The sequence below is a fragment of the Paenibacillus sp. GQ49 genome (genome assembly GCF_059759055.1).
On record NZ_JCAXEL010000009.1, the window covers coordinates 62,314 to 89,137 of the forward strand.

At 45.1% G+C, this 26,824-nt stretch carries 29 protein-coding genes and 1 riboswitch; of the genes, 3 read left to right on the top strand and 26 right to left on the bottom strand.

All coding sequences use genetic code 11. The annotated features are described in order from the left end of the window. Positions 1–33 precede the first annotated feature (33 nt). On the bottom strand, positions 34–1,101 hold the full coding sequence (gene pdhA, locus AC6CIF_RS17035; RefSeq protein WP_017688072.1) for a pyruvate dehydrogenase (acetyl-transferring) E1 component subunit alpha: 1,068 nt from the start codon (positions 1,099–1,101) through the stop codon (positions 34–36). Between the two features lie 256 nt (positions 1,102–1,357). Here pdhA and AC6CIF_RS17040 point away from each other — a divergent pair, with 256 nt between their 5' ends. Beyond that, positions 1,358–2,092, top strand: coding sequence for an alpha/beta hydrolase (locus tag AC6CIF_RS17040; protein WP_017688071.1), 735 nt, complete (start codon positions 1,358–1,360; stop codon positions 2,090–2,092). A gap of 129 nt (positions 2,093–2,221) precedes the next feature. Here the strand turns inward: AC6CIF_RS17040 and AC6CIF_RS17045 are convergent, their stop codons facing one another. Together AC6CIF_RS17045 and AC6CIF_RS17050 are read right to left on the bottom strand one after the other, a co-directional pair. Further along, entirely contained in the window at positions 2,222–2,692 is a 471-nt protein-coding gene (locus AC6CIF_RS17045) for a low molecular weight protein-tyrosine-phosphatase (protein WP_498200629.1), read from the bottom strand. Between the two features lies 1 nt (position 2,693). After that, a complete protein-coding gene (locus tag AC6CIF_RS17050; RefSeq protein WP_498200631.1) occupies positions 2,694–3,395 on the bottom strand; it encodes a trimeric intracellular cation channel family protein in 702 nt (233 codons plus the stop codon). 181 nt (positions 3,396–3,576) lie between these two features. Here AC6CIF_RS17050 and AC6CIF_RS17055 point away from each other — a divergent pair, with 181 nt between their 5' ends. Next, positions 3,577–4,218, top strand: coding sequence for a thiamine diphosphokinase (locus AC6CIF_RS17055; protein ID WP_498200633.1), 642 nt, complete (start codon positions 3,577–3,579; stop codon positions 4,216–4,218). Positions 4,219–4,514: 296 nt separating this feature from the next. Beyond that, on the top strand, positions 4,515–5,015 hold the full coding sequence (locus AC6CIF_RS17060; protein WP_253509110.1) for a C40 family peptidase: 501 nt from the start codon (positions 4,515–4,517) through the stop codon (positions 5,013–5,015). 110 nt (positions 5,016–5,125) lie between these two features. Here AC6CIF_RS17060 and AC6CIF_RS17065 read toward each other — a convergent pair whose 3' ends face one another. The 23 genes from AC6CIF_RS17065 to AC6CIF_RS17175 form a co-directional block, all read right to left on the bottom strand. Then, entirely contained in the window at positions 5,126–5,830 is a 705-nt protein-coding gene (locus AC6CIF_RS17065) for a winged helix-turn-helix domain-containing protein (RefSeq protein WP_498200635.1), read from the bottom strand. Positions 5,831–5,949: 119 nt separating this feature from the next. Then, positions 5,950–6,999 (bottom strand): ThiF family adenylyltransferase, encoded by a 1,050-nt coding sequence (locus AC6CIF_RS17070; RefSeq protein ID WP_498200637.1) that lies wholly within the window; start codon positions 6,997–6,999, stop codon positions 5,950–5,952. After that, a complete protein-coding gene (locus tag AC6CIF_RS17075; protein WP_498200833.1) occupies positions 6,996–7,763 on the bottom strand; it encodes a thiazole synthase in 768 nt (255 codons plus the stop codon). The genes AC6CIF_RS17070 and AC6CIF_RS17075 overlap by 4 nt, the downstream gene beginning before the upstream one ends. A gap of 2 nt (positions 7,764–7,765) precedes the next feature. Continuing rightward, entirely contained in the window at positions 7,766–7,969 is a 204-nt protein-coding gene (thiS, locus tag AC6CIF_RS17080) for a sulfur carrier protein ThiS (protein ID WP_498200639.1), read from the bottom strand. After that, a complete protein-coding gene (thiO, locus tag AC6CIF_RS17085) occupies positions 7,966–9,138 on the bottom strand; it encodes a glycine oxidase ThiO (protein ID WP_498200641.1) in 1,173 nt (390 codons plus the stop codon). The genes thiS and thiO overlap by 4 nt, the downstream gene beginning before the upstream one ends. Positions 9,139–9,170: 32 nt before the next feature. Further along, the gene (locus AC6CIF_RS17090; RefSeq protein WP_498200642.1) at positions 9,171–9,851 is read right to left on the bottom strand and encodes a thiamine phosphate synthase; all 681 of its coding nucleotides are present in this window, start codon (positions 9,849–9,851) and stop codon (positions 9,171–9,173) included. A 190-nt stretch (positions 9,852–10,041) separates the two neighbouring features. Further along, a riboswitch (TPP riboswitch) is annotated at positions 10,042–10,151 on the bottom strand. A 75-nt stretch (positions 10,152–10,226) separates the two neighbouring features. Further along, positions 10,227–11,777, bottom strand: coding sequence for an ABC-F family ATP-binding cassette domain-containing protein (locus tag AC6CIF_RS17095; RefSeq protein WP_036613631.1), 1,551 nt, complete (start codon positions 11,775–11,777; stop codon positions 10,227–10,229). 138 nt (positions 11,778–11,915) lie between these two features. After that, positions 11,916–12,899: a hypothetical protein gene (locus tag AC6CIF_RS17100; protein WP_498200644.1), complete on the bottom strand. Its 984-nt coding sequence runs from the start codon at positions 12,897–12,899 to the stop codon at positions 11,916–11,918. Further along, positions 12,886–13,437 carry a hypothetical protein gene (locus tag AC6CIF_RS17105; RefSeq protein WP_076210104.1) on the bottom strand — a complete coding sequence of 184 codons (552 nt, stop codon included), beginning with the start codon at positions 13,435–13,437 and terminating at the stop codon, positions 12,886–12,888. The genes AC6CIF_RS17100 and AC6CIF_RS17105 overlap by 14 nt, the downstream gene beginning before the upstream one ends. Beyond that, positions 13,434–13,832, bottom strand: coding sequence for a hypothetical protein (locus tag AC6CIF_RS17110; RefSeq protein ID WP_498200645.1), 399 nt, complete (start codon positions 13,830–13,832; stop codon positions 13,434–13,436). The genes AC6CIF_RS17105 and AC6CIF_RS17110 overlap by 4 nt, the downstream gene beginning before the upstream one ends. A 16-nt stretch (positions 13,833–13,848) precedes the next feature. Further along, complete coding sequence (locus AC6CIF_RS17115) at positions 13,849–14,334, bottom strand: hypothetical protein (protein WP_062834890.1); 486 nt, start codon at positions 14,332–14,334, stop codon at positions 13,849–13,851. 62 nt (positions 14,335–14,396) lie between these two features. After that, on the bottom strand, positions 14,397–16,463 hold the full coding sequence (locus AC6CIF_RS17120; RefSeq protein ID WP_498200646.1) for a hypothetical protein: 2,067 nt from the start codon (positions 16,461–16,463) through the stop codon (positions 14,397–14,399). Continuing rightward, entirely contained in the window at positions 16,453–18,279 is a 1,827-nt protein-coding gene (locus AC6CIF_RS17125) for a pilus assembly protein CpaF (protein ID WP_498200648.1), read from the bottom strand. The genes AC6CIF_RS17120 and AC6CIF_RS17125 overlap by 11 nt, the downstream gene beginning before the upstream one ends. A gap of 7 nt (positions 18,280–18,286) precedes the next feature. Continuing rightward, a complete protein-coding gene (locus tag AC6CIF_RS17130) occupies positions 18,287–19,117 on the bottom strand; it encodes a CpaE/TadZ family protein (RefSeq protein WP_076210100.1) in 831 nt (276 codons plus the stop codon). Further along, positions 19,114–19,827, bottom strand: a complete 714-nt coding sequence (locus tag AC6CIF_RS17135) for a hypothetical protein (RefSeq protein WP_017688052.1) — start codon at positions 19,825–19,827, stop codon at positions 19,114–19,116. Before AC6CIF_RS17135 ends, AC6CIF_RS17130 begins: the two co-directional genes overlap by 4 nt. Before the next feature lie 75 nt (positions 19,828–19,902). Beyond that, on the bottom strand, positions 19,903–20,925 hold the full coding sequence (locus AC6CIF_RS17140; RefSeq protein ID WP_076210099.1) for an SAF domain-containing protein: 1,023 nt from the start codon (positions 20,923–20,925) through the stop codon (positions 19,903–19,905). Positions 20,926–20,949: 24 nt separating this feature from the next. Continuing rightward, positions 20,950–22,428, bottom strand: coding sequence for a serine/threonine protein kinase (locus AC6CIF_RS17145; protein ID WP_498200649.1), 1,479 nt, complete (start codon positions 22,426–22,428; stop codon positions 20,950–20,952). Between the two features lie 226 nt (positions 22,429–22,654). After that, a complete protein-coding gene (locus AC6CIF_RS17150; protein ID WP_498200650.1) occupies positions 22,655–23,704 on the bottom strand; it encodes an SAM-dependent methyltransferase in 1,050 nt (349 codons plus the stop codon). Positions 23,705–23,710: 6 nt separating this feature from the next. After that, positions 23,711–24,490: an ABC transporter ATP-binding protein gene (locus tag AC6CIF_RS17155; RefSeq protein ID WP_498200651.1), complete on the bottom strand. Its 780-nt coding sequence runs from the start codon at positions 24,488–24,490 to the stop codon at positions 23,711–23,713. After that, a complete protein-coding gene (locus AC6CIF_RS17160) occupies positions 24,487–24,804 on the bottom strand; it encodes a thioredoxin family protein (RefSeq protein ID WP_036673857.1) in 318 nt (105 codons plus the stop codon). The genes AC6CIF_RS17155 and AC6CIF_RS17160 overlap by 4 nt, the downstream gene beginning before the upstream one ends. Then, positions 24,804–25,142, bottom strand: a complete 339-nt coding sequence (locus AC6CIF_RS17165; protein WP_498200653.1) for a cyclic-phosphate processing receiver domain-containing protein — start codon at positions 25,140–25,142, stop codon at positions 24,804–24,806. The genes AC6CIF_RS17160 and AC6CIF_RS17165 overlap by 1 nt, the downstream gene beginning before the upstream one ends. Positions 25,143–25,161: 19 nt before the next feature. Further along, positions 25,162–26,010, bottom strand: coding sequence for a deoxyribonuclease IV (locus AC6CIF_RS17170; protein WP_498200835.1), 849 nt, complete (start codon positions 26,008–26,010; stop codon positions 25,162–25,164). Further along, positions 26,000–26,821, bottom strand: a complete 822-nt coding sequence (locus AC6CIF_RS17175) for an Fpg/Nei family DNA glycosylase (protein ID WP_091029323.1) — start codon at positions 26,819–26,821, stop codon at positions 26,000–26,002. Before AC6CIF_RS17175 ends, AC6CIF_RS17170 begins: the two co-directional genes overlap by 11 nt. Positions 26,822–26,824: the final 3 nt, after the last annotated feature.

The following is a 26,824-nucleotide window of genomic DNA, read 5'->3' on the forward strand; positions in this document are numbered from 1 at the left end:
AGTCGCGGATGTTTATGCTTTATCGGAAAAAACTTATTGGAAATCAGCTTTTTGCTCTTCCAAGTGCTTAGGCGTTTGTTCGAACATGCTGTCGATCAAGCCTGAAATCGTCATTTTCTCGGTTTTTTCCGCTTTTTTGATCTCTTCATTTACTTTAGCTTTGGCTTCTTCTTTCACACGTGCTGTATCTTCTTCAGTCCAAAGACCTTTTTTCTCCAGATATTTAGCGAAACGTGCGATAGGATCTTTAGCAGACCATTCTGCCTCTTCTTCTTTTGTACGATACTTGGAAGCATCATCCGAAAGGGAGTGAGGACGGAAACGGTATGTTACTGCTTCGATCAATGTTGCGCCTTCTCCGTTACGTCCACGCTCAGCAGCTTCCTGAACAGCTTTGATAACAGCGAAGATGTCCATACCGTCAACTTTAACACCTTTGATACCTGCTGCTACCGCTTTGTGAGCGATGGACAGAGCTGCTGTTTGTTTAGCAAAAGGAGTTGTGATGGCATAACCATTGTTTTGTACAAAGAAGATAACAGGCAGTTTGTATACACCAGCGTAGTTCAGACCTTCATAGAAGTCACCTTCAGAAGAACCGCCATCACCTGTGTATGTGATAACAACTTGTTTTTGTTTCTTCAATTTGTAACCCATAGCGATACCCATTGCATGCAGAATTTGTGCACCAATGATGATTTGTGGCATCAATACATTAACGCCATCTGGAATTTGTCCACCATGTTGGTGTCCACGGGAGTACAAGAATGCTTGATAAAGAGGAAGTCCATGCCATACGAGTTGCGGAATGTCACGATAGCCAGGACATACAAAGTCTTCTTTTTCAATTGCAAATTCACTACCAACCATTGTCGCTTCTTGACCAGATACTGGAGCATAGAAACCAAGACGACCTTGACGGCCCAGGTTTACTGCACGGTCATCCCAAGTACGGGTAAATACCATGCGGTACATAATTTCTTTTAATTGATCATCGGAAAGTGTAGGCATCATGTCTTTGTTAACAATTTCGCCGTCAGGAGACAGCACGGACAGAGCTTCTACATCCTCTGTATACACTTCATAAGGAACCTTGCTCATTTTTTTCTTCACCTCAACAAAAAATTTGAATATCAAGTTCCGCTGTTATAATATTATTATACACCTGTTTCACTCCATACGTCAAAGAAATCCGTAATTTTTTTATGTTTCCTGCCGGATTGTATGTATAACAGGGGCTTAATATTGGTATAACAGCATAATACATGATTGCGTGTTTGACCTAACCCCGCACAAGGGTAATCTTACCGTATTGCGCGGTCGATTGCAAAAAATTAACCGAGAAAGGTGACGTTTTATGACGGATTCCCGCTATTTGAAACGCACGATTGTGAAGGAAGAGATTGAAAGTCGCTATCTCGGAGAGAAGCGAACACTCCGTATTTACCTTCCTCCGGGCTATAACGAATTGCTTAGCTACCCTGTCGTTTATTGTCAGGATGGCGAAGAATTTTTTAATTTCGGACGAATTGCTACAACAGCTAACCAAATTATTCTGGACGAAGGAGCCGAGCCTTTCATTATTGTAGGGGTTCAGGTCGATGTGTCTGTGAGAACGCAGGAATATGCTCCATTTGGAGATCGGTTCAAGGCATATACTGCTTGCTTCGCTGAAGAGATTATTCCCTATATAGAAGAGAAATATCCTGTACGCCGTTCTCCGCAGGAACGCATTCTTGCCGGAGATTCGCTCGGTGGCAGTGTTTCGCTTCATCTTGCTCTGTTATATCCGGATCTGTTCACACGTGTGATCAGCATGTCTGGCGCCTTCTACTCTGCTTCACAGGAAATCTATGCCGCAGCTGAAGATCTGTCCTGGCTCTCGATCTGGATGATCGTTGGTTTGCAGGAGACTGATTTCGAGGCAGACACGGGTACGTATAATTTTGTTCAATTAAACCGGGATACTCGAGAATTGCTCGAAAAACGTGGTGCCCTCGTCTCCTACCAGGAGAAAGACGGAAAACACCAATGGGGTTTTTGGCAGAAGGAATTGCCCGAAGCATTACTTTATTTTCTCCAGGAAAGATAAAAGGACCACTTTAACAGGCGGCTGAAATGCCGCTATTGTTTTTCATTTTAATGATACCGCTTACAATTGTAACCTGAAAAAGAAGCAGGATATCCTGCTTACTTTAAGTGCATGAATTTCGTTTGCTTTTTAGGCTAAGGAATGTTCCGCTTCAATCTTACTCAACAGAACATCGCAGCCTGCGTTAACCAGCTCGTACACCTCTTCAAAATTGCCTGTGTAATACGGGTCAGGTACTTCTCTGAGTTTTTCCTCGGGAAGCATGTCCATGAACTTGATGATGTCCGCCTCAGCTCCGCCTGGAACGTTACGCACATTATCTGCATTCGAATTATCCATACATACAATGTAATCAAATTGAGTAAAATCTTCGCTGGCGAATTGTCTCGCTGCCATATTGGCATAGGAAATCTGGTACAAATCAAGCAATTTTCGAGTCCCTTCATGCGGAGGTTTACCAACATGCCAGTCCCCTGTACCCGCAGAGTCGACACGAATCTGGTGTTCAAGCCCCTTCTCCACGACTTTGTGACGCAGAACGGCTTCAGCCATTGGTGATCTACATATATTGCCCAGACATACAAACAAAACATTAATCATATTAATCCCCCTTGCTTAGCGTACCTTGAAGTACCGACGATGCTGGCTGTGTCACAATGCTCTCCGGCTGAGGACTGACGTTCCCGGTCTCAGACGGCACCAACGAACGACGTGGTAGTTTCCATTTATAATGTACAGAACACATCCGGAAAAACACAACTGCCGCGAAACAAAGCAATAATCCGGCATTTGTTGTCAACCAACCCATACCTATAACAAAACCGGCTGTCATTGCCCATACAGCATAGATTTCGTCACGCAATACAAGCGGTTTACGTCCTGCAAGCACATCACGAATAACGCCCCCACCAATACCGGTCATTACTGCTGCAACGATAACTGCGCTAATAGGATGTCCCATGTTCGCCGCGTAGAGAGCCCCTTGAATTGCAAATGCTGCGAGTCCGATTGCATCAAACAACGCCTCTGTTCGCTTCCAGTGACTAATCCACTTGAGAGGTAATATAAATGCAATCGCTACTGATACTAAGGCTAACATAATAAGTGATCCCTGACTCCACAGTGTCGTTACAGGTATACCTATAAGTACATTCCGGATAATCCCGCCTCCGAATGCCGTGACAAGTCCAAGCACTAGTACACCCAGAATGTCATACTCCTCTTCCATTGCCACGAAGGCACCGGACATTGCAAATGCGATAGTGCCTATAATGCTGAATACTTCAAAAATGTGTAAGTCCAACTGTTCAAACCTCACTTTTCAAGTCATCTCCATGTCGCTCTACCCATTGTATCCGCGAGCACTGAAATTGTGCAACCACATTTTGTGGATTATACTGGTTTGGTGAATATATTTGTACAGGTTCCAACACTATATTTGAACAATGACCTATTTTTCTCTGAATTAGGAAGGATGAAATAAAATGACGGCGAAACGGATTATTATTTTTACAGGCGGAAACTTATCTGTAGAATTACTTCAGGAAATACGAGAAGATGATATGATCATCGCGGCCGATCGCGGTGCATTATTTTTAATTGAACACGGCATTCAGCCACACATTGCAGTTGGTGACTTCGACTCCATTAATGAAAAGGAACGTATTATTGTAAGTAACAATAGCATTCGGTTCATTACATGTGACCCTGTTCATAAGGATCTTACTGATACAGAAATGGCTTTTGAGACAGCGCTAGATTACGAACCTTCTCACATCTTAATGTTAGGTGCTACAGGTACACGTATGGATCACACACTCGCCAATGTACATATTATGGTTCGCGCGATGCAGCATCATATCTCCTGTGCCATTCAGGACAAGCACAATTACATGACACTGACCACATCCAAAGCTGTGGTTGAGCACCGTGACTATAAATATGTTTCTCTGCTCCCCTTGACTCATGAAGTTGCAGGAATAACTCTAGATGGTTTTATGTATCCGCTAGATCAAGCCACCATTCGCATGGGACAATCCTTGGGTGTAAGCAACAAGCTCTTAAGCTCCTCCGGTACAGTCACTATTGATAGCGGCTTATTACTGATTATTCAGAGCAAAGATTGAATCTATTTGCATGCTCCATAGTTATTTATTACGTTTTTGTAACCAGTGATTCAATGAATAAAATAGATTCACACATAACAAAGACCCTTGATATTCAAGGGTCTTTGTTGTTTCATCTTAATTCTTCATCCGTCAACGATTAATTTTTTGACATTTTTAATCATATTTTAATAAACATACCCAAACCATTGTGGCGCAAGGGATTACACTCCTCTATCCAATTTATAGGCTGTTACAAAGCTGTTATACTCGCTCTAGCAACTTAACGAAAACGAATTTTGGAGGTACTAACTAACATGAAAACAAACATCTTTGTCCAAAAGGCCGTAACCGTCGGGTTGTGCGCTACACTAGGTTTTGGAGCTGTACTAATGACTAACGCACCTGTTGCACAGGCAGCAACTGCTTCTGTATCCACAGGTCAACAAATTGTTAACTATGGCAAAAAATTCACTGGAACTCCATATAAATTTGGTGCTTCAACTTCAACAACCAAGGTTTTTGACTGCTCTTCTTTTATGAAATATATTTTCAAAAAGTATGGTGTAGATTTGCCGCGCACTTCCGTGAAACAATCCAAAGAAGGTAAAGCTGTGTCTAAAGCTAATCTGCGTGTCGGAGATCTGGTATTCTTCTCCAGTGGTAGCCGTTCTACCGGTTCCAATGTCACTCACGTAGGCGTTTATGCGGGAAATGGTAAGATTCTGCATACGTATGGATCTCCAGGCGTAACCCTCTCTGATCTGGATTCTGGTACTTGGAAGAGAACGTATGTTAAAGCTCGTCGTGTACTTTAGAATCACATCATAGCTAATCAGTAAGGACCGGAGGTTACTATCCGGTCTTTTATTTTTACCCTCTTTTTGCCACACTCTAAACTGGTGTTTCATGGAACTAACTTCGTAATCTAATTTTTATCATGCAGCATATAACCGATCCCACGCACAGTATGAATCAGTTTCACACTTCTTCCCTTATCCACCTTAACCCTCAAATGTTTGATATACACATCCACAACGTTGGTATCCATCGCATACTCATATCCCCATACTTCCCGCAAAATATCACTCCGGGTACATGCTTCATTCACATGCAGGGCCAGGAATTCCAGCAATTCGTACTCTTTTGGTGTTAATGTTAGGTATTCCCCCGCACGATTTACCCGTCTTGAACGCAAATTCACTTTAAGATCATGAACTACAATTACTTCTTCGCCCTCTGGTGTTGCATTCGCAAAAACACGCAATAAGTTTCGTATTCTGGCAAGCATCACGGTCAAGTGGATAGGTTCCTCCATCACGTCATTAGCTCCGTAATCCAGCCATTCCACGATGAACTGAGGAGATGCATTTGAAGTAATAACCAGTAGAGGTATAACCTGACCTTTATCTATCCATCGTTTTAACTCTAATTTCTGATTCTGACCACAATTCTTCTTCCCCTCTTCCCGGTCTACCAGGATGATTAGGTTAATATGCAGCAACGAAGGCTCGACGGATTGGTTTAGTTCGGACCACTCCATTCGTTTCACCTCATACCCTTCGCTACATAAAACATCCTGAATAAGGCTGACCTGCTCTCCTGCTCCAATCAGCAAAATTGCTGTTTTCACTCTTTTTCACCCGGCCTGTCTCTATCCCCACTGCTCGCAGCAATGGTTGGTACAGATAGCATGCCGTAAAATGAAAAAGTCCATTCCCTCAAGGGAACAGACTTTGCTTCTTTCGTGCTTTAACCAAAGTAGCGATGGACGAGCGTACGTGCTTCAGCTGTGTCTTTTGTTCCGTGTACGAGGACACGTCCATCTTGGAAAATGACCATTCTGTAGACCCCTGTTGTAAAAGAAACCAGAAACGGATTGGATTCCACTTTTCCTTCTTGAAGTCTATCCAGACGTTCCGCTGTTTGTTGAAGATCCAGATTCATGCGCCGTGCAGGTCGGATCTGAACGGTGTCCCTGCCACACAACACATCGGTTTTCTCCAGATTGGACGCAGAAAGATATGGATACGTTGCCGAAGTGCCGCAGGAAGAACAGTCTTGCTTTTTCGCACCATCCACATTGATGGATATGTATTCGTTCCTCCACACGTCAAATGACAATAACTTACGTCTCAATGCATTTGCATTGCCACTAAGTAACTTCATCGCTTCTGCTGTCTGATTTGCCGTTACCATCTGTACCGCTTGAGGTATGATGCCAGACGTATCACAGGTATCTCCACCCAGAGGAACTTCACCCAGCAAACAATTTAAACATGGCGTTTCTCCAGGCATAAACGTATAAGTGATGCCGTAACTACCTACGCATCCTCCATAAATCCAGGGAATACGGTGTTTCTGTGCGATATCGTTAATGAGTAGTCGGGTATCAAAATTATCCGTTGCATCCATGATCAAGTCTGTATGCTGAACGAGTTCTTCCAACTCATCTACTCTGACGTCCAACACTTTCCCTTCCACATGAACCGTGGAATTAATGGCAGATAAACGTTTTTCCGCTGCCATCGCCTTCGGCATCCGCTCAAACGCGTCCTGTTCTACATATAATTGCTGTCGCTGCAGGTTACTCCACTCCACATAATCACGATCCACAATCGTTAGGTGTCCGACTCCTGAACGAACTAACGTTTCTGCAATTCCTGTTCCGAGTGCGCCAGCGCCTACAATTAAAACTCGGCTGTCACTCAATCTGGCCTGGCCTTCCTTGCCAAGTGGCGCGTAACGTTCCTGTCTGGAATAACGATCGGCCTGTTCTGAGGATGTTAATTGATCTGTCATGTATGAACCATTCCTTCCACCGGACTACTGGCTGCTGCATAACGCTTTATGGGAATCATGCCTGCCTCATATGCCAATCTACCCGCTTCTACCCCCAATCGCATCGCTTTAGCCATGCTCACTGGATCCCCTGATCCGGATACGGCTGTATTTAACAACACGCCATCGGCACCAAGTTCCATCGCATAAGCAGCATCTTTTGGGGAGCGCAACCCTGCATCTACAATTACAGGTACAACGGCCTGCTCAATGATGATCTCAAGGTTATAGGGATTGATGATGCCTCTGCCCGCTCCGATGGGAGAAGCGCCAGGCATTACAGCATGTACGCCAAGCAATTGCAGCCTTTTGGCCAGAATGACATCATCTGAAATGTAAGGCAATACCGTGAAGCCCTTTTCAAGCAAAATTTCGCAGGCCGTGTACGTTTCAATCGGATCTGGGAGTAACGTAATTCCATCTCCGATGACTTCGACTTTTATCATATCACAAAGTCCTGAAGCCCGCGCAAGCTCGGCAATTCGCACCGCCTCTTCCGCAGTGGAAGCCCCAGCCGTATTCGGAAGAAGAGTGTATTTGTCCAGATCCAACGTATCCAGGAAATGCTTCTGGTTGCGTTCCTCCAGATTCAGACGACGAACAGCAAAGGTTAAAACTTCCGTTTCAGATGCTTCCACAGCCTGACTTTGCACTTTCAGATCCGAAAACTTGCCTGTTCCGAGCAACAATCTGGACTCAAACGTATATTTACCAATGTTCAACATCATCAACCGCCTCCTACAAAATGTACAATCTCAATTCGATCGCCTTCTCTTAATGCCGTTGACTCATGATACTCACGCGTTAAGATATGCTTGTTCAGCTCAACAACTACAGTCTTAACTTGCAGGTCAAAAGATTGGAGCAATTTATCCACACGATTCAATCTTTCTTCAATCTCCATCCGTTGACCATTAACGATGATATTCACTGCACCACTCCCTTTCTATTCAATCGCTCAGGGCTCAGCTCCTCAATTCCGAGTTCTTCTGAGCTTTTGCCAGCGAGCAACTCAGCGATAAGCCTGCCTGTTATCGCACTAAGCAAGATACCGTTGCGGTAATGCCCAAAGGCGGCGAACAGCCCGGGTATACTCTTGCAAGCACCTATATAAGGCAGTCCATCGGGAGTTGCCGGTCTTACGCCTGCCCACGCTCGTATAAATTGTGCTTCTTTCATCCCAGGCACCCAGTGGGTAGCCGCTGTTAACAGCTTCTGAACACCCTGTACAGAAACGTTCAGATCCGTTCTGCCTGGCAGACTGGTTGCCCCGAGCCAAACTTCTCCATTGGCTTTGGGAACAATATAGATATCCTCTGCATACACCGTTCTGTCAGGTCTGTACCCTGCATGTTCATCTGAGAACTGAACGGCGGCTATTTCACCTTTTACCGACCACACAGGCAAGCTCAGATTCACATGTCTCATCAACTCTTCACTCTGTAATCCAGCCGCTATAATGACATGTTTGCATCTCATCTCACCGATCGATGTGGTGATTCCCTGCACACCGTGTTCGTTTGCTTGCACACGTATATCCTGTATGTCCTCCATAACCCGTGCTCCCATTGCTTGAGCGGATTCGGCGTATGCCTTCGTTAGGTGGACTGGGAGAATTTCACTCTCGTAAGGTCTGTAATAGGCTCCATACGTATCTCTGTTAAGCCATGATGCCTCCTGTTGCACAACGGAACGATCCCACCACACCTCATCAGCAGAAGTAGACAACGCAGACTTCCGATTGTCCTTATAACTACTTAATTCACTGTATGAACGAAAAGGAGTTAGGAATCCCTGGCGTTGCAGACCAGTCTCTACCTCACTGAGTGTAGCCATTAGCACCTGTTGCTCGGTAAGTAACTGTCTACTCTGCCTGGCAAGCTTAGCCATCAAAGGATGAGCAAAATCCTCACTGTCGGCCGCCAGCATTCCAGCTGCTGCGCAAGAAGTGCCTCCTGCAATCACCGAACGCTCCAGCAACAGCACATCCTGTCCACGGGAAGCAAGTTCATATGCAATGGCACAACCAACAACCCCTCCGCCTACAATAATCGTTTCTGCATGAACCTTATCCGGTCTATCAGTAATGATCTTCTTCATCAGCTCATCTCCTTGATTCAGCGGCTCAGACTTTATGTATCAACGATAGCCTGCCTTAATAATGCAGCCGCCTGATCCGGGGAATCGCTCGCCCATACATTCGAGATCACAGCGACTCCCTGTGCGCCTGCAGAGCGAATAGCGTGAATGTTTCCCGGTTCGATGCCCCCAATCGCCATGACAGGAATGGAGACACCAGAGCACACTTCAGCCAGAGCATATAATCCTCTTGGTTCAAGATCAGGCTTACTGTTGGTTGAGAAGACATGCCCAAAGAATAGGTAATCGGCTCCCCGTTCTTCAGCGATTTTTGCCTCATCGATTGAATGAACAGATACACCCAGACGAAGGCGTTGCACATTGCGTATAACAGCAGGGTTATAGTTTCGTATCGCATCTTGCCCCCAATGTACACCGCCATAGATGTCATTCTGTGAAGGCAGCTCTGAACCATTGATGACGATCCGGCAAGATGGAACGCCAATGCTGCGCAGACTTTCAGCCCAACCGATCTTGTCTTGCCATGTGAGTTGTTTTTCTCGTATGTGAATATAGTCCACCCATGGCCAAACGTCCTTTGCAGCTTTTACAAAAGATGCCTGATCCCCTGAACCCGTAGATACAACATGCAGTTCAAATGATCCGTGTACATGTTCATGAGAAAATACCGTACTGTTCATCTCCTTCCAGGCATGAATGCTATGAAAACACAAAAAAGCCACTCCCGTAGGGGAGTGGCTGCGTATTAATTATAGGACCAGATGACTGACTGATACATACAGTTCATTTCGTGCAATAAAGCTATAGACCTTATAGCCATAACGTTATACACGCAACTGCATGTTTCAATTCGTTAAGCAGACGGTTGAAATCCTTTCGAATTGCCGTTTGCTGTCATTCACTGAAACGCGCTCGCCACTTCCCTACGCTGGTATGATCCAGATCAGGTGCAAAGGGTCCGGAATCGCATTCTTCCATCTCAGCCGCATCGTGCGGCCCCCCTAGTGTTCATATGAAGTTGTAGCTTATGTTACCATAGACGGATTTTTTTGTCACTGTCATTTCTGTTAAACATTGTCTTAAATCGTCTAGTTTTTCTCAGACCATTCTTCGACATTCCATGTTTTGGTGACCCAACCCTCGTAAAAATCAGGTTCATGAGATACCAGTAACACCGTTCCCTTGAATTCTTGCAAAGCACGCTGCAACTCCGCTTTAGCTGTGACATCCAGATGGTTTGTCGGCTCATCGAATAGAATCCAGTTGCTTTCACGCATCAAGAGTTTGCATAAACGAACCTTGGCTTGCTCTCCACCACTCAGCATGTTAAGCGGACGGGTAATGTGCTCGTTTTTCAACCCACAGCGAGCGAGATGACCCCGGACTTCGTTTTGGGTCAAATGTGAAAACTCATTCCAGACGTCCTCAATCGGCGTGATATTCCCAGCACGAACTTCCTGCTCAAAATAGGCCGTTTCGAGATAATCTCCCAAAAAGGTCTTTCCACTGAGTGGAGATATTTTTCCCAGGATGGTTTTCAACAGCGTCGATTTACCCACACCATTACAACCTACGATGGCAATTTTCTCACCACGTTCAATTGTCATTGTCATCTTAGGCAGCAAAGGATACGTATATCCAATTTCAAAATCAATGCCCTCAAAGACCGTTTTGCTACTCGCACGGGCATCCTTGAATTTGAATGTTGGTTTGGCCGCTTCATCTGGACGATCAATACGTTCAATTCTGTCCAGCTGTTTCTCCCGGCTCTTCGCTCGACCTGAAGTTGAAGCACGTGCCTTGTTACGCTGAATGAAATCTTCCTGCTTCTTGATGTACTCTTGCTGCTTCTCGTACGCATCAATATGCTGGGCTTTATTCATATCAGCCATCTCGAGGAACTTGTTATAGTTCGCTGCATATCTCGTTAATTTGGCAAATTCCAAATGATAAATGACATTTACGACTTCATTCATGAATTCCGTGTCATGGGAGATTAAGAGAAACGCGTGCGGGTAGTCCTTCAGGTAACGTGACAACCATTCAATGTGTTCTACATCCAGATAGTTGGTCGGCTCATCCAGCAAAAGAGCTGTAGGTTTCTCGAGCAGAAGCTTGGCAAGAAGCACCTTGGTACGTTGTCCACCACTTAGAGCTGCGACATCTCGATCAAGACCAATTGCGGACAAACCAAGTCCATTGGCCATCTCTTCCACTTTTACGTCAATCAGATAAAAGTCGCCCTGTTCCAGTTGTTCCTGAATATCGCCCATCTCTTCCAGCAACTGCTCCAGCTTGTCTGGATCTGCATCTGCCATCTGGTCCGTAATATTCATCATTTCTTTTTCTAATTCAAGCAACGGAAGGAATGCATCCTTAAGAACGTCACGAATAGTTTTGCCTGGGGTAAGCTTTGTGTGCTGATCCAGATATCCATAACGTACCTTAGGTGTCCATTCTACTTTTCCACTATCTTTAAGCAATTTACCGGTAAGGATGTTCATTAATGTGGATTTACCCACACCATTGGCACCAACAAGTCCTACGCGCTCTCCGGCAAGTAAACGAAACGATACATTTTTAAATAACGTGCGATCTCCAAAATTGTGACTTACGTTCTCTACTGACAATAAACTCATAAGATGAGGTTGCTCCTATCTATTAGACATTACTTTTGTTATTGTTCCGAAATCCTATTCTAGCACAGGTCCCGTCTTTTCTGAAAGTAATGTAAACAGTTCAGGAACCTCTTACATGATTTTATCATACAGGCTCCCCTAACGATTAGAGCATTTATATTCAAAATAGCCTTGTGCAGCTGCTTGTCTTGCGTCTGTAAACACCTCTTCAGCACGGTAACCATTACCACATGTGGAGGGGTAATAGTACTTGATACCCGTTAAAGGATCTACCCCACCTACGATGGCCGTTTTCTTCACAAGTCTGCCTCCACCGATCGCATAATTGTTGATCTTTTGGTCACCCACACCTATACCTTGGATAAAGGCCATAATCCCTGTATCGTTAATGGAGTTGTACCAATCTTCCTGCGCAATCAGGGGCATCGTAAACGTATAGGAAATACCGTTCTTTCTGGCAAACTCATTATGGCGGTTAATCACATCAGCCAGATCATCCTGTACAACAGTCACAATCCGGCTTTGTCTAACTTGCTCAAATACGCTAGTATTCTGAAGTAAAGGAATCTGTGTGCTTGAGGCCAGTTCTTTTTGGAATCCCTCAATCCATTTCCCTGCGCTTGCGTCAAAGGCATATACGTAGTCGTCCAGTGTAAAGTTAATACTGTTACCATTAGAATCTGAATATGTATAAGGTTTCTTGGGGCTCCATACTTGCCTGAAAGAATCTTCAAGGTTACCTGTCAACTCTGTTTCTGTGGACAACATATAATAGCCATCATAATCCAGAATAACCACGGCAGGAATGTAATTAAACATGTTTCGAATAGCTGCGGGATCATCCTGAATCCCCATATTCAAAGCCATCGTCTGAGTAAATGTAATCAAGGCAAGCTCCTTGTCTGCTTTAACAAACTTAGTTGAATCATAACCTGCTTCATCATTTTGTTTCTCATTCTGATGCATCACTGCACCTGCATCCATGACTGCAGTTTGAAGTGCAGATCTGTATCGTTGACCTAGATATTGAGCCTCCTCGACATCTTGCGTATGGAGTGAGATGATCCAGAAAAGCGGGAAAAAGATCAGCATGAATACAATGGAAAGCTCAGTAATCTTCATTGAGAACCATACCTCCGTATGTTACAAATACTGCTGAAGCCTGAGCCGTACCACTCAACCATTCACGAATGAGCATGGAAGGTGTACGATTTGTATTTTGGAGAGTCACGGTGAAAAAATCCCCTGTCGTCAACGTATATCTTCGGCCAGGATCATCGACCGGTATCACACCTGAAGATGGGAATAGTCTCTCTCGAATCTGAGCTGCATAATATCCATCCTGCACTACCTCATAGGTCCCGGTAAAACTGTTATTGTCCATCGGGTCTGTATAGTGAGGTACATATTTCTTATGTAAATGTTCCATCGACACCTCATACACATTGCCCGTCTGGGCCAGTTGCTCCTCAAACTCAGCCAACATTCGAGGTGAAATATACCCTTTCGTTCGGACGGCATCAACAAAACGTGTTACATTCTGAATAGCCGTCATACGTGCTATATCATCCTGCCGATCGGCTGTTTCAGCAGCTGGGTACACATAGAGCAAAAGGACTGCGAGCAATACGGCAAGCAGCTTGGATGCGGCATTAATCAATTCACACTGGCCTCCTTCCAAAAAACAATCTTGAGCAGTTCTCCATGTTCATTTCGTACATACTCAGGTCTGTAGGTGGCATCGAGCTGGACAGGAATTGTCGCTGTTTTGTTGACAAGTGGATCAATCACATACGAAGTCCCATCTACCTCCACAGGAATGCCTGTACCAGTCATCTGCCTCACGGTATGCAACACTTCTGCACCACTATACTGATACGGATTGGTGGTATGCAGTGTTGTTGTCAGCCGACCTTCCATGCCTGCTGTTGTCTGTACTCTGTCGTTCAAGGCCGCTGATAAAATCTTAACATTCTGTTGCCCGTACAGGCAGGCTGTCACAAACAGGACAACCGCCGTACAAAACAACATGAGATGCTGTGTATTCCGGGACATGTTAAACCAACTCCTGTCAGGATTGCTGGAAGATCAGCCCTCTCACCACGTTGGATCGGTCTTTTACGATAATGGCTTTGAATTTACCACTTGGATTGACATATTGATTGTCTTTTTCACTCATGGTCTGGTTAATAATCCCCACTTTATCGTCGGGTGCAATAACCGAGCCGTAGTCCGCATTATTGAGATCCTGTGAAATGTTTAATTGATTGCCGTACCATTGACCCGCTTTATTTTTACCTGTAATAACTTGAATACCGAACTGGTCCTTGTCCGCATATTTACGCAGCGCATTCGTTACCTGTGATCCACTGATGGTTGTTCCGTCATATACCGTAAATGCAGCCTGGGACAACTCGGTTTGGATATCAGCAAAATTGTTCTGGGCCGTCTTGGTTGCCTCCTGAGCCGAAATAAACAACAGAACTACAATTGTGATCAAAGCGATTGTTAAGAATATCCCTGCTGCCACCTTTAAAGCGCTTGATGCATTGTTCATGATAAATCCTCCCAAGTTATAAGTTATTAAACTATTTCAGACTGTCACACAGATGAATTGTGCTACAGTTTCTGAATTTGCTCATAATAAATGCTCATCTGTAAGAAACTCATACCGACCAATGGAATGACCAGATACAAAAAGATAAGGGCGTACATAGGTGTAAATCCGATGGTTCTGCCCCATGATGCTTTGACATCTATCATTTTGCTGTACTCCTGCTTGCGTTGTTCAAAATAAAATGCCATCATGCTCTCGAGATCATCGAAGGCTTCACGTATTGAGATTTTGCCAAGGGCAAGCTGTAATTTATCAACCAGTCGCTGGAACTCGGGCAAGCCCGCCTCTTCCTTTAATTGTTCAAGTGCAAGCTCTGGTCCATGTTCAAAATGCAACAAACATTTTTGCAGCGGGCGCTTGAAAATGACGGCAAATCGATTAAGCCACTCCAATATCTCCTCGACTGACATCCGGTCCATCTCACGTAAAATGGAAATCACTGTCTGGAATTGATAGATTTCATGTCGCATATCCAACCTTCGCATTTTCCGCTGAAATAACATGAGCCATACGGGCATGTAGTACCCTGCTACACCCATGAGAATGGCTATAATCATTTCCCACCAGCGTACATATTGCTTGTTATACACCTCAAGTTTCTGCATAATGCGCGCGATCGTCTCAGCCTGAGTATCATGGTCCAACTGAAAGGGAGATAACTGCTGTAACGCTTTGGAGACTTCTTCATATGTAGCTCCTCGGTTCATTTCTACACTTTTCAGCACGGATTGATCTAATGCTGTTTTTTCCTCAGCTTTCCTGAGATCCGCTTCAGCCATTGCACCAAACATTCGATCATCCCGGATCGGATCATGCAAGATGTGGTTACGTTCAACCTGGTGCAACAGCAAGATGCAAGCCATTGTAAGGACCAAACAACCTGCGAATAACATCACTCGTCGAATGGCAAGCCATTCATATTTCAACTCTGAACTGCTCTCCCTCATGAGCCGTATCGTTTGACTGTACTGTGCACTGCCAGGTTTTGCTGCAAACAACATTGCCAATTTCCGTATGAAGGTTTGCCTGTACAGAAACTGATCCAACCATGAATGCTTATGCCCTGACCGGTAACGGGTCTCATCGTATTGCTGGAGCCTTTGCAAAAGCAAATAAGCAAGGATGATGATGACATAGATCGATATTTTGGTAACAAAACCGATTTTGCTGCGATAAAATTCATCCATCGTTGGGAAACTGACTCTGGCCCAGCGTTCGATAGGAGCGGTGAACAATACCGGAGCTAGCGCAATGATATTAAGTCCTTTGAGCAGGTAATCCAATTTATCACGCCGCAAAATCTCCAGATGAATCTCCTGAGTCAGGTTACCCAGTCCTTTAAGATAGATAGAGCCTTGTGCTCTGTCCTTATCCCCAAACTCCATGACCATATAGGAAACGCCAGCGAATCCTTTGAGAAAACGGTTGGGAGCCACTTCATAATAACGCTCAAGTGCTTCATTTGGATCTGGAGAAGTCAGAGCTTCGTAGATCAGTCTTACCTGTTCTGCCGCTTCTCCTGTACCTGCTTCAGCGGCTTCATAGAGCGCTTCCTCAACCATGCCATGCTGATGATACCGATGCCTTACATCTGCGAAGATATCCAACATCTGCACCAGCAACCTTTTCTCCATACGACTGAGGCACATATCTAATACCAGACTGTTTAGCACCACAGCACAGAGTACAGAAAGTATTACAAAAGCGATACCCGGCTGTAGTAAAAACAGAATGACACTTATGCCTCCATAACCTCCAAGAATAATCAGAACCACTGTCATCGTCAGCCTGCGAAGTGAAGGCTCATCCCCAACATGGCGGAATGAAATACGTTTCTGAACCTGTAGAATATAAGCTGATAGCAGTGGCACTTTCATTCCAAGACGGTAGGACTGCAACAAGATTGATCCGAATCCCTTGAATCCCTTCCCGCTAGGAGCAAAAATCACGCCGGATTGAATTGCTGAACCACCTCCTCTGTGACGTAACATACTTAAAACCAGAAGTGTGATCAGCAAACCTCCTGCACAAATACTTAATACGAGGAGCAGAATCCATTTAATTGTCATACTGATCACCCCAGTGTTGCTTCATAAACTGTTCAAACTTCTCAGCATCCTGTAATGTCATCTGGTCTCGCATATCCATCATGCATCCAGAGGAGATTGGAGCTGTTGCAACATACGCTCCATCTCTGTACTCCACAACATTACGAAATGTAAAACCTGCCCTCTCTTCCACGCTGTCACCTTGATTCGCACGAGGAAGACATTCCGTAATCCGTTCGATATATCTTCGTCCCTCAGCATCTTTCTTCATATGAACATCGAAATTGATGACACTCACAACCTGCTCCTCAGCAATATGCTCATGCTGGAACATACCTGTCTTGAGCAAGGAATTACGGAGGGAGAAGACCAGATCACGAAACGTTTTGGCATGGTGGGTAAACAGGGTAAACAGACTGGCAACCTGAGACATTTGAATCATCCATGCGGCCACTTCATCACTCGCTACCTCACCAAGTATATTGACGGTACCATCCGTTTTTTTCTGCAAATCAAGCCCTTGTTGACCTGAAATGTGTTCAGTCTCTCGGAAACTCAAAATATTACGTCGGCTATAGATCCGCCTTAATTGAAGTTCAAACGCCATCTCCTGCACCCGAAGGGTGTACGATGCATAGATGTGTTTCACCATAGCCATAAGCAACGTTGTTTTACCAGAACCCTGTGCCCCGGTTACAGCTGTAATCCGGCTTCCTTTCATGAGGTATTGAAGCAATGTAATTGGCAGATCTGCGTTGTTACCCGTAACCAATTGTTCAAGTGAAGCATTCGGAATATCGAACTTCCGGACGAAGAATGCCCACGATTCTGCAAAAGGAGGTCTAACTACAACGACACGGGAGCCGTCTTTCATCTCGTTCACCTTGTAGCCACTTGCTTCCGACAACTGTCCGGGATAATTGTATTTGTAAATATTCTGGCATACCCTTTTCAGTTCACGAATACTGCCGAAGGACAGAAAGGATAGATGAATGGACTTACCTTTATAGAAAATCCAGACACTTTCCATGCCGCTAAGCGGTTCTTCATGTGCATCATCCTCCAGTCCTTGATCCAGCAAATCATTCCATGATGCCGGTTTTCGAAGTCCCATATTATGAACAGTATCAAGCATACCGCTGACACCACCACTAACGCCGTCAATACGTTGGTCCCTTATCTCATCAACAACCGAGAATCCTTTATAATGTTGGTAGATACGTTGCACGATGATATCAGTCTTTTCTCTGAATCCAAGCTCTCGATATTCGCACTCGAACACATACTGAATATCCTCCTCAGAGATATAATAACTTCCTCCATCGTCCGTACCTTCATCCATTCTCAGTCTGCCAAGATCGTAGGTATCAATCATTCGGGAGAGTGCATCCACACCGAATTGCTGTCGGTACAGATAAAATACAATTTCGAATCGGTCCTGGATCGTCAACAAATCTGGTTCTGCAAACAAAATAACTTCATCTACATTTGATTTGTTCAGCCCTATGCTTCGGGTCAGGAGATCCCCTATCAGATTTTTAACATACGTTTTGTCGCTGACACTGCCTGAGACACAGCCCTTCAGCGCTTTTCTCATCTCGGCACGTTGATTAATTCTCCGACGATATTCTTCTTCATGCAGACCCGCATCCGCGAGCTGACTATGACTAAGCTCATGAAGTGAGTTCTTCACCTTCTCAATCAACATGCCAATCGTGAATGATTCCTGTTCAGGAACACGAGCATTCTTTTCACGAAGAAACGTTCTATACTTGAACCAGATATAAGTCAGGCACAGAATCAAAATTAAACTTATCCATATGGTATTCCAGAGCATCGGAGGTTCAGGCTCCCCTTTCCAGCCTCTTCAGAACTGTGCGCATACCTGCACCGTCCATAATCAGGCGAGCGAGTTCGCTCATGCTTGCAGCAAAACTCCCTTTACGAATATCCTTATCCTCAGTCAAACTTTCCAACTGCAAGTACCTGGCGACATCTCGCCGATTCATTGCATCCAGGTATCCGGTTGTGTACGGTATCGCGGATATCGTGCCTTTATATTTGAACTGTCGCTTAATATTGGAAAGCGTTGCACGGGAATGCAAATCGTATTTGTTAATGACAACATGTATATTCTTATTGTTCATTCGTTCTGGCAGGATCTCTTCAAAGAACAACTCCAGATTTCGCATATTTTGATCGAGATTAATTACAACATAGTCCGCCTGTTGCAGCTTGAGCTGTGAATCAACATCAGCATGATCCGCATCCAGAAGAACCAGATCATAATACTCGTTAGCTACATTTAGCAGCTTTTTCACTGTCTCACCATGTTCCTGCGGGGAACGTTCCATCTCATCCATTCTTCCGGTTAAGAAATCAAGTCTTTCCTTCAGAAGTGGCTTGGTATAATCCCTGAGATTGTGCTTATTCAGACTGCCACTCGAATGCAGCCGTTCAATCGCATCCCAACCACCCTCTTCAAAGGAGAACATAAAATCCGCTGAATCCGTATCTTTGGATGGTAGAGCAGCTTCTGTGCCAGTTCCTGCAAGGCCTGCATTAACAAGTAACACTCTTGTCCTATAGTGAAGTGCCATCGCATAAGCACTAATTAATGTGCTCGAAGTGCAACCTGTACCTGCAAAAGGACTCCAAAAGGTAATGGTGCTCATGCTCTCATCCTCTCTGCTTCTTTCATCGCACGGCGACTGCGAACACTTTCCCAACCTGTTAACTGCTCGACCACGCGACACAACGATTTTTTGTAATTTCGTGACAAAGGTCCAAGATGAACTCGGCGATGATGCTCATTCTCAAGCTTAACCGCAGCTGTTAACTCATCCCAAGGAAGCACTAAGGATTCTCCTGTCCACACAAACGGACTGCCCTCCAGATACGCCCATAGATAACGAGCTTCAAGCTTGCAGTCAACCCCGTTAATTAAGAGCCGCTGAAATGACAGCTCACCAGGTAATGACTGTTCTTCAAGCAACCGCTTCAACCATCCCTTGCCACGTTCCAGATTGTAACGCTCATAATCACTCACCCAGACTCTTACATCAGCGGTTAGCCAGAGATTACGTGAAGCAAAATGCGAGGTCTCCATGTCATATAACACATAGTCATAACTGTCCAATCGCTCTCCATTTACTTCAAGATGATTCTCTACAGCTGCTGAAGTGACAAAATGACAAGCGATATCAAATCCTTCAAATTCAGTAATTCGCAAAGACTGCTGACTGTCACCTACACCGTACCCATACTTCTGTTGTAAGGTTCCATCTACGAGCAAGACCTTGTTGCCTGTTGAAGCCAATATCTTGCAAAGATATAACATCAAATCATTCTTCTCACATAAACCCGCAAAGATCCATGTATGCATAGATGTTACAACTCCTTTCTTTTTCTTAAACTCCCTGTTATCTGAATTAGACTAATGTAAACCTCGATTCGATCTCTATTCTCCGCCCGTTAGCAGGCTCTGCTGTTCATCTGATTGTGAAGCCTGCGCAGAATTATCTGAGCTTCCCAAATCAGCTCCTGCTCCGTTTCCTGAACCATCATTCCACATCACTCCATCCGACGTTGCCGGATTATTTGATGATGGACGACTGTTATAGGTAACTGAGGATTGTGCCACATCCTGTTCAACCCCTTTTGACGGTGCTGTCATGGAGGCGGCCAGTGAACTTTCAAGCGAACTTCGCACCTGTCTGGATAACTCCTGTTCGGCTCGTCGAACAATGTTCGGATCACTCTCCAGCAGTTTTAACACTTCTGAATTGGCAGGATACGTCGCGATTGCAGGTGTCTGAAACTGTGGTTCTACATAGGTTAAGGCATAGATTGAAGCTTTATGTAAATAGGCATCTACAATTGCACTTGAGAGTGACAGAATCTCTTCCTCCGTCATCGTAATCCATAAGGTAGCTGCATTGAGTCGTTCCACTTTTTTCTTCGATAAGAGAACATAGTCTTGTCCGGTAGGGAATTGGATACGAACATCAATAATATCTCCCTTAACAAGTGAGGACGGCAGTAATACAACTTGCAGCTCTCGATTTCTTAAATCAGGCGGAGCCGGTACATCCTCATACACCATCTCGGTGGTAATGGCTGTTCCTTTTTTCAACTCTATTTTGGCCACTTGGCCCTCCATCTGCTTGGTACTGGACCAGAGATTTCGCGGTGCTTGTGCATCCGGAACAGCAATAAGCTTCAGATCCTCCGGTAATATCGGTTCACCTGCTTCAATATCCCGAATCGTAACCCATCCTTGTGCTCCCGAATCCCATTGTTGCTTTAATTCAGCTTCCTTTTCCTCATATGCCGATAAATAACGGGCTTCTACAGCTGACCTGACATCCCCCATCGTTTTGACATTGTAAATAACATATCCTCCGAACACCAACCCTACAGCTCCTGCTCCGATAAGTCCAGCATAGATCAGTTGACGGCTTTGTTTTCTTAATTTAGACAAAAGAGGCTCTCCTTTCGTAATCTTCTAATCATGTACTTTCCTTCTTGAAAAGAATGAACGTTTCTTGGGCTGCTGTGCCATCATATGCGTTAAAATATGAGAAAACACTTTATCCATCTGTGCGTCCTTGTCAAAAGGGTCAATATGTAATGGCAGCCCATACACACTCGATGTATCCAGAGCTTTACGAATGCGCTGAACTGCTTCACTTGCTGCCAGGGGCAGACAATAGATCCATTTCTCTCGTGGATACCGATGATGTGATCGAACAAAAGCACCAATCTCCGCCTGTCTCCATTCGGCACCTGAGCCTATAACAATCGGCAGATCTGCACGAAGGAATTCTTCCAGCCGGTTCTGGTCCTGACCACTACCGAGATCCATCACGATGAACTGATAACTCCCCCCAAGCAAAGACAAAATATCCGCTCGCCCGGATTGTTTCCAATAATGCACACCATCCACTGCAAACTGTCTGCCTACTGGCACCGGTTTACCCGCTTGAGCGATTTGTTGAATCCTTGCAAAGGATTGAGAGCGAGGTGACATTTCAATCACAGCTACTTTGAAGTTTTGCCTTTCGAGATAATGACTGATAGCTATAGCCGTGTGGGTAACCCCTACACCAGATGAAGCACCAGTCAAGGCAATCACTCTTGTTCCGCCATTCAAGGTCATGGTTGTATCTCCACCAGGCGTTATTCCACCGGGTATTCGGAGCAGTTCCTTCCGCACCTCATCGGCAGATTGGAATCGCTCCTCGGCATTATATCTTAACAGTCTTCTTGCCACAGGGATGTACGTCCGCGGAACATCACTCCGGATAGAGCTTTCCACACCCTGAATCCATTCCGTGTAGGCCCCACTTGTCATAAGATACAGCAGCAATGCGCCGAGTCCATATAGATCTGAACGCGCATCAGTCTGACCCGAGCCATACTGTTCAGGTGCGGCAAAACCAGCAGTTCCCAGCTTAACGGTATCTTCGGCACTTTGCGGTTTGTAACTTCTGGCGATGCCAAAATCAATTAATCTTACTTCATGTTCCGGTGTGATCATGATATTTGATGGTTTCAGATCCCTATAGATCACAGGTGGATTCAGATTATGCAAATAACTCAACACATCGAGCAATTGAAGTACAAGCTCCATCAACTGCTCCATCGGGATCTTCCCACGACACTGCTTGAAATACTCACTGAGCGTTAACCCGTCGATGTATTCCATCACCAAGTATGTGTACCCATCTTCATCCGGGACAAAAAAATCAACAATTTGCGGCAATCTTGGATGACGAAGAGATGTTAGCAGAGCTGCCTCCGTCTCCATACTGCCTTCATATGGCATAATCGTTACGCTTTCTTTAATTGCCCATATCTTGCCCGGCAACTTCAGATCCTCCGCCTCGTATACATGGCTCATTCCGCCTGTTCCCAGAATGGATACGATACGATATCTACCTCCCAGCAGGCTTCCGCGTTCCAGCCTGGCCGGATGTCTCATACCAATTCCTCCTTTAATACACAACAAAAAAGGGAAAGCTTCACCGAAGAAGAACAGACCGGATATCCGGTTTTGTTCACTTCGGGATGCTTTCCCTCAGGTTTGTTATGGTTAATATTGGTATCATTATAGTACAGGCAGGAATAGATTGTAAAGCACAAAATAAAATGAGCTTAATCGAATCAATTTCATAATACCTTTAACTGCTTTAATCAAGCTAGATCTCTTAATATTTGACCATATAAAGTGTAATCTCTTCCCGGTTATGGAACAACTGCTTGGAACGTTGAATCTGCATCCGCGAACGCTCAAACGTATCGATAACATCCTTAATGAGTGCGAGCGGTTTTTTATGCAATAACTTCACGGTAACAATCGCTGTTCCTCCGGGTTGCAGGCTATATAGAAGATCCGATACAAGTCGGCTCATCAGCTTCGGACTCCAACTCATATCACATACGAGCAGATCAAATTCTCCTTCGCGGAAACGAACATCCCCTGCATTCTTTTTCAAGAAAGTCAGTTTGGGTGATGCCAGCAGCGTTGCATCCATCTTCGCCGGATCTACCGCCGTTACTTCAAGCCCGCGTTCAAGCAGGAACGAGGTCCATCCACCTGGTGCTGCACCGATATCAAGTGCTTTATGAAATGAAGTAAAGTCAATGCCAAACGTTAGCTCGGCTTCAAGCAATTTGAATTTGGCCCGCGAGATCTGCCCATCTTCTTTTTGAAAACGTACGGCTCCCCCGCTCCAGTCTGACAGGTTCTGTTCAGGTCTGGATATACCAGCATACAACATATCATTCGTTGCAAATACAGAAATGACATATTCAGCATCACGTACAACCCATTCACAGCCTAGCTCATCCAGCTTTTCAGTTAGCAGTTGCTTCAATGAGGCTGCATTTTCTTGCCAAAAGGCCCCTTCTGTCTTCCGTACCTGTAGCACGACAGAGGTACCGTTCAATTCCTTATGATTCAACACAAATGCAATCAATTTCTCAATAGACTGCTCCGAATCTTCAGTATTCTCCTGAAACTGAACAGGTTGAATATGACGTAAAAACGTTGGATACTCTGCCCACAGCTTATCTGCAACTTCTTCCTCCGCTACAGGCAGACCCGCAAGCAGTATTTCTCCTGGTACGAGTACCGTGCTCTTCACCGCACCAAACGTACGGCGCAACTCTTCCTGAGCATAAGGGGCAAAGCCATGATTGGCTGTGCAGATAAAACGGGAGAAGTTGCCTTCTTCCCAAGACGATTGTGTACTCAAATTGTGTTACCCTCCAGAACGTACGCGTATCCACGGACGAGCATTATCCCACTGGATATCGACCGGAACATCGTACGTATTCTTAATTGTATCTTGTGTCAAAACTTCATGTTTGGGGCCAGCTGCCGCAATACGTCCATCGCGGATCAAGGCCACATGTGTAAATAAAGGTACGATCTCTTCAACATGATGTGTTACATACACAACTGTAATGTTACGCTGGCGCAGACGATCAATTTCAGCCAGCATTTTCTCACGTTCATATAAATCTAGGCCAGCACAAGGCTCGTCCATAATCAGCAATTTTGGCTCGGCCATTAATGAACGAGCGAGCATGACTTTTTTGCGCTCCCCTTGGGATAACGTTCCAAGCGGGTTGTTAGCCAGGTTGGCAAAACCCATGTCATCCAGCAAACTAATTGCCTTTGCTTTTACTTCATCCGGAATTGTCTGATAAAAACGCAAAAAAGCATAAGCTCCTGTAGCGACGATCTCCCATACCGGATCTCTGGGTGTGAGTTTCTCAATCAACGTTTGGCTGATATAACCGATTTCCTTACGTACTTCCCTGACGTCACATTGTCCATACAGATTACCGAGCACTTCAATACGTCCCTGGCTTGGAAACATATATCCGTTCATCATTTCCAGTAACGTTGTTTTGCCAGAACCATTCCGTCCCAGAATAACCCAATGTTCGCCTTGTTCGATGCGCAAATGTACGTCATCCAAGATTTGATTCTCTTCTCGTCTAAGTGAGACATGTTCCATCGAGATTATACTCATTTCAGCACCGCCTTCCGGATCTCCGAGAGCAAATGCTCCACAGAGCTCATCCGATAAACCATTTTTGGAACATCTTGCTGGCCGTCAAACAGCATCACTGCTGGTACGCTTGAAATTTGAAATTGTTGTACAAGTTCAGGAATGTCATGAATGTTCATTTCGAATAAAATACCTTCTGGCAGCATGTGCTCAACGACCTCTAACATACGCCGTGCTGCCGCACATGTCCCACATAAAGGGGTATATATAAATACAGCCTGTGGCATGCCTTCCCATACACTGCGCATTAACATTTTGGATGTAATTGGCTTCATTAACTTTCTTCTCCCGCGGCAACACGCAGCATGACCTCACCCGTCATTGGTCCATTATGAATGGTTACCGAATCCGGTTTATTGCTATATAACATCTCGTACATCTGGCGTTTCCCAAACATACTGGACGTATGCAAATAGATCTCGCGCGGAAATAAACCTTCTCGTACAATAGATGCCGCGACCTCACCGCCATTGGGCGAGTCTGGACCAAGCTCATAATCCAGAGATAAAATGTCCACGTCACCTTCTCTTAGCAGCATCAGGCACTCTTCTGCATTTGTTGTGAGAACAAATCCTTTCGGACATGCCCGATAGTCATCCAAAAAAACATGCATACAATCGCTCCTCTCCCCATTATAACCAGGAACGCATGAGCGCTATATCATCACGGTGCGTTCCATCTTCGCCCGTTTCTGTCTCGAGCACAACAACCGCATTTTGGAACTCAGGCGCCTTTAACAATGCTTTCATTGATTCATTTCCGATATATCCCTGTCCGATCCTCGCATGTCTATCCTTACACAAACCAGACGCATATTTGGAATCATTAAAATGGACAGCAGCAACATTATCCCAATACCCGAGCATCCTGCCCTTATCGAGCATCGCCGCTTCGTTGCCTGACGACCACAAACCTGAAGCAAAAGCGTGGCATGTGTCAAAACAAAAAGCAATATGCTCCGGATATCGGCTCAATTTACGAATCTGTATCATTTCTTCCATCGTCGTGCCCATCGGGCCATGATCACCTGCCTGATTTTCAATCAGCACCTTTGAATGTCCATTCCAATTCTCCAAGGCGGTATCCAGACAATGAATGAGGTTCTGATAACCCTCCAGCGGATCGTTTGTTTTGATATGTCCAAAATGGACCACTGTCCCAACAGAACCGCAAGCATTCGAAATTTCAAGATCATTGCGAATAGAAGCTATTATAGCATGAAACCCCGCCTCTCCACGGGTCATGCCCAACGCCGGATTCGTGGGATAGGGTGAATGTGCAATCGAAGCAAGTCCCTGCTGTTCACACCAATCCCTGCACTGCTCAGCATCCTTGAGATCCAGACTTTTCAGACCAAGACTACGCGGGTTCTTCGGAAAATACTGAAACGCCGTTGCCCCCATCGCATGTGCTCTCTTAGCCGCCTGAAGAAATCCACCTCTCGTGCTGACATGTGCCCCGATTCCGATTTTAGGCTTCATGCTGGCATTTCGGACAGAAGAATGCCTTCTTGCCTGTAATTTCCACTCGTTCAATCGTTCCCCCGCAGCGCGGACAAGTCTCGCCTTCCCGATCGTATACGCGACATTGCTCGTCAAAACTTCCTGTCTTCGTATCCCCTTGCATCAGTGGCATTTCCATATAACCACCCTCAGAAGCTGCTTCGCGCAACACGGACTGCATCGAATGGAACAAGCGTTCCGTCAGCTCTGGTGAAGTCGCGATGTTCTGCGTTTTGGAGCTTGGTCTCAGACCGGCAGCAAAGGCAATCTCATCCGAATAACAGTTGCCAATCCCTGCAATGATATGCTGGTTTACCAACGTTGTCTTAAGTGTACCCCGACGACCTTTCAACAGAGAAGCAAAACGTTCCACATTCATCCGTCGATCCAAAGGTTCAGGTCCAAGATCAGACATCGCCTCTTCGGTTTCTTTCGAAGTAAGCAGATGTAAATAACCCAAGCGCAGTCCGATAAAGAACAAAATGTGATCGCCAAACTGAATTTCCACTTGTGTGGAACGATCAGGGCGTTCCTCTTCCGTGCCCCAGAAAATCATACCGCCTAACATGAGGTGCAGCACCAGACGTTTACCATTAGCCAAGTGGAAAATCAGATGCTTCGCTCGGCGCTCAACAAATATGATGCGATTACCTGTAAGTTCATTGATGAACAGATCAGGCTCCGTATTTATCGTTTTATCACGGTTAATTACCACACCTGTAATCAGTAGATCAAGTATTTTCTCGGACAGCAAGGTCCGGTAATTTTCCATTTCCGGTAGTTCCGGCATCGT